This is a genomic window from uncultured Gemella sp. (assembly GCF_963525875.1).
GTDB lineage: Bacteria > Bacillota > Bacilli > Staphylococcales > Gemellaceae > Gemella.
Genome location: NZ_CAURMG010000071.1, coordinates 1 through 4,586 on the forward strand (window position 1 = coordinate 1; position 4,586 = coordinate 4,586).

The window sequence follows — 4,586 nt, forward strand, 5'->3', positions numbered from 1 at the left end:
TTCATTCCACCTATAATCGCAAATCCCATAGAAAATTTATCTGTAGGGAAAGGCTCATCCTGGTCATTTAAACTGGCATATACACCGTATAGCTTGGAATCAGCTTTCAATCCATCTGGAAAGGCTGTAGCTAAAGTGTCTTCTGGGGAGAACAGTCTTGCACCATCTGCAATTTTTCCATCTACAGGTGGCTTATCAGACCAACCAAGAAAAGTTTTTGCGACACTACGGAAAAGACCGGTATTAGGCAATGGATTACCTAATTTATCTGTAGCATTCTTATATGCATTTTCAGTATCTTTTTTTTCGTGTGATTCACCTGTCCATTGACCGATAAGACTTACTTTCCCAGCATAATTTGCTGATACTGTAGCACTAGCAATCCCTCTAGAATTCTCATTATTGTTGCTTGTTTCAGTATTTTCTGTTGATGCAGCTCTATCACTTCCTAATGTTGTTCCCGGTACACCATCTTCATTTCTTACTTTCGCTGTACGAGGTACTCCTTGAAGAGAGTTTCCAACATTATTCTCAGTAGATACAGCTGCTCCATTATTTGTATTCCCACTTGAAGTATTTGCTAAAGCCACTCCTCCAGCAACAAAAAATGTAGAACCAACTAGCACGGATACTACTCCTACTTTAAATTTTTTAATACTAAATGTATTATATTTTTCATACGGTGTATTTTTATTCAATCTCATAATAACACTCCTTTTAAAATCATCTTTCATATAGAATTATATACTATTTAATATAACCAGTCAACATTTTATATAAAATAATTAGACTTTTTAATTTTTATATGAAAAGATATATAGATAAATTTTCTTCAGTAATATTTTCAATTTACAAGGTTTACAGAAATAACTTCATATGTTACTATAAATATCAAGATACATAAAAAAATCAACTAAATTATTTTAAAAAACTTATCTTACGTTGTAATCTTAACAACTATTAAATTCTAAATAAAAATAAGGATAACTTTCAAAATCAAAGTTTTAAATAACTCAATTTTAAAAAATTATCCTCTTGCAATACATTAGAAAAAATTTCTATTAACTACTTACTTATTAAACTCTATGAGTTCAAACTTATTCCCATTATATTCAAGAACACTAACTGAAGTATTTACTATTACTCCTCTCAACACTTCTTTGATACCTTTTTGTGTTAAGAAAGAACGAATTAAACCGCCATGACATACTGCCAACATTGTTTTTTCTGGATGTTCTTTATACTTTTCTATGAAAAATGCCTCTAATCTATCTGCTGCTTCTGTATCTAATTCCATTCCTCTTGTTTCTCCAGCCTTCATCTCTGCTCCATATTCAGCAAAAGAAACACCTTCGTATCCTCCATATGATTTTTCAATTAATCTTTTATCCTTTATTACAGGTAGCTTTTTGTTATCTTCACTATTTGAATTATCCAGCATATATCTCGCAGTATCATACGCTCTTACTAAATTACTACTATATGCTATATCAATTTTATAACCTTCAATTTTTTTACCCGCTGCTATTCCTTGACGAATACCTTCTTCATTTAGCGGTATGTCAGTGTGACCTTGAACCATTTTATTTTTATTATAATCAGTTTCTCCATGTCTTGCTAAAATTATACGCATATTACCATCTCCTTTACTTGAAAAATTAGGAAACGACTCTTAAAAATGATTTCTTCAAAATCAGAATTTTGAGTCGTTCCCTAGTTATCTAAATATTAAATTTCTCTAATATAAATTCTTGTCCATCATAGTTTAAGATATTTAATCCAGTATTATCCACCAATGTAGTCGTATTTGGATATACTCCTACTACAGTTAAAAATATACGGATTAATGCACCATGACAAACAACTAAAATTGTTTCATCTTTATATTTTAAATATTGTTCATTGAAAAATGAATTAACTCTCTCATATACATCTTCATCTTTTTCGATTGATTCCAAACCTTCTTGTGCATCTAATGCAGAAAAATATTCTTCAAATGTACTACCTTCAAAAATCCCAAAAAATTTCTCAATTAAACGTTCATCAGTAATTATCTCTTTGGAAATATTTTGATTATTATTAGAGTTATCAAGCATAAGTCTAGTTGTTTCAACAGCGCGTTTTAATGGACTGCTAAAAGCATAATCTATATTATGTTCAGTTAGCTTTTTTCCTGCTTCTGTCGCTTGATTTCTTCCAGTTTCATTTAATTCAATATCACTATGACCTTGAATCAATCTATTTTTATTATAATCTGTCTCACCATGTCTTACTAATAATATTTTCATGATTTTTACCTATTCAAAAATAAAATCCTCATCTTCAATTGATTCTATATTCATACTAACTACATATCCATCACCTTTAACACTAAAGAAGTCATGGTTTTTAGTATTTGTATTCATTGCATTTTCGATAATTGGATTAATCTCTTTATCTTCAAAATATCCTGGATATCCTAAGTTTGCTAAAGCACGATTAGCATTATACTCTACATAATCTTTTACTTCTTCGTACAATCCAATTTCATCATATATATCTTTAGTGTACTTTAATTCATTTTCATATAAATCTAATAATAATTTATACATTTCTTTTTCAGCACGTTCTTGCTCCTCTGGAGTAAGAGTTTTGAACAATTCTTGAGCATCAAATCCTGTAAAACTTCCGTGAATAGTTTCATCTAATAAGATTTTACGAATAACCTCTCCAGAAGTCGTTACCTTTCCTTGTCCAGCTAAATATAATGGATAAAAGAATCCACTATAGAAAATATAACTTTCTAGGAATACTGAAGCAACACGAGCCATATATAGGTCATATTTAGGAACTTCTGGCTTGAACAGTTTCATATAGTAGTCTTCAATTAATTTCGCTTTATATTGAAGTTCTGGGTTACTAGGAACCCATTCATCTAATAAGTAATCTGTTTCTTGTGAAGGGATTAAAGATGTAAATATTGTTGAATAACTTTTCGCATGAATCTGCTCCATCATTCCCATAAAGCTGTACACAGCTTGTTTTCTCATATCTTCTGTATGTAGAGATACAAGGGGCATACCTTTATCACCTTGCTGAGTATCAAGACCAGTTAAACCAGCTAATACTTTTTTATAGGCCTCACGTTCTTTATCATTTAAATCTTCGTTCCAACTCTTGATATCTTTTGATACTTTAAACTCAGTATCAACCCAAAATTGAGCAATATTTTGACGCCAATACATAAATGTTAAGTCATCTTGTTTATTCCAGTTTACTGCTTTCATAATTAGTAATTTATCCTCTCTTTTCTATATAGAACAAGACGTACATTCTTCTACAGAAAGTAATTTATTTCTTGTATAATATAGTGATTTCAATCCTTTGTGATGTGCGTAAATATAATATCTAGCAAGTTCTCTTGTTGTTATATCAGAATTTACGAATAAAATCACAGAAATACCTTGGTCTACGTGTTCCTGAATCACCGACATTAAGTCAATAAGTTTCATTTGATCTATAGTAAACGCTGATTTATAGTACCATTGAGTTTTTGGACTTAAGTATGGCATTGGATAAAATGTTTCAGCATTCCCATAACTTCTACGTTCAATTTTGTCAACAATTGGCAGTACACTTGATGTTGAATTTTGAACATAAGAGATACTTTGAGTCGGTGCTATAGCCATTCTATAAGCATGATATAGACCATTTTCTTTTACTCTATTTTTTAAACTCTTCCAGTCTTCTTTTGTTGGAATATAGATTCCTTCAAATAACTCTTTCACTTTATCTGTTACTGGTAAATAGTCATTTTCAATATATTTAGTAAAATAACTTCCATTGTAATAATCAGATTTTTCGAAGTCTTTAAATGTTTCTTTACGTTTTTTAGCAATTTGCATTGAACGTTCTAATGTATAGTAGTTCATCATCATGAAGAAGACATTCGCAAAATCTTTAGCTTCTTCACTTTCATAAGCTATACAATTTTTTGCTAAATATCCATTTAGATTCATCGCACCTAATCCTACAGAGTGGAACTCATCATTAGCTTTTACTACACCCGGTGCATTCTTAATCTTAGTAGAATTACTTACAAATGTTAGTGAATCCATACCTGAATATATAGATTCTTTAATTTTTTTACTTTCCATTACATTCACAATATTTAATGAAGCTAAATTACAAGAAATATCACGCTTAATAATATCTCCTTCTCCGTAATCTTTAATTATCGAAGTTTCTTGTAATTGGAAAATCTCAGTACATAAGTTACTCATCTTAACTTGTCCAACTTCACGAAGTGCATGATTTTTATTAGCATTATCTTTAAACATTAAGTATGGATAACCTGATTGAAGTTGAGTTTGAGCAATAAGATTAAGCATATCACGAGCATCGAATTTACGCTTCATAATATTTTCATTAGCTACAAACTCATCATAGTATTTAGCAATATCAATATCGTCTAACACTAAACCATATTCTTCATAAATAGAATGCGGTCCAAACATGTAAAAGTCTTTATTTTCACGAGCTAAATCAAAGAATAATGATGGTACGATAATACCTGTAGAAATCGTTGGAAGACGTAATTCTTCATC

The 4,586-nt window shown here is 30.2% G+C and carries 5 protein-coding genes; all 5 read right to left on the minus strand.

Annotated features, from left to right (window positions below; genetic code table 11):
• On the minus strand, window positions 1–704 hold a 704-nt coding region (locus tag RWQ73_RS07705), incomplete at its 3' end, for a YSIRK-type signal peptide-containing protein (protein WP_314407786.1).
• Window positions 705–1,069: 365 nt separating this feature from the next.
• Window positions 1,070–1,633: a histidine phosphatase family protein gene (locus RWQ73_RS07710; protein WP_314407787.1), complete on the minus strand. Its 564-nt coding sequence runs from the start codon at window positions 1,631–1,633 to the stop codon at window positions 1,070–1,072.
• Window positions 1,634–1,721: 88 nt separating this feature from the next.
• Window positions 1,722–2,288, minus strand: a complete 567-nt coding sequence (locus RWQ73_RS07715) for a histidine phosphatase family protein (protein WP_314407789.1) — start codon at window positions 2,286–2,288, stop codon at window positions 1,722–1,724.
• 9 nt (window positions 2,289–2,297) lie between these two features.
• Complete coding sequence (nrdF, locus tag RWQ73_RS07720; protein ID WP_314083708.1) at window positions 2,298–3,266, minus strand: class 1b ribonucleoside-diphosphate reductase subunit beta; 969 nt, start codon at window positions 3,264–3,266, stop codon at window positions 2,298–2,300.
• 24 nt (window positions 3,267–3,290) lie between these two features.
• The coding region (locus RWQ73_RS07725; protein WP_314407790.1) for a ribonucleoside-diphosphate reductase subunit alpha at window positions 3,291–4,586 on the minus strand (1,296 nt) is incomplete at its 5' end.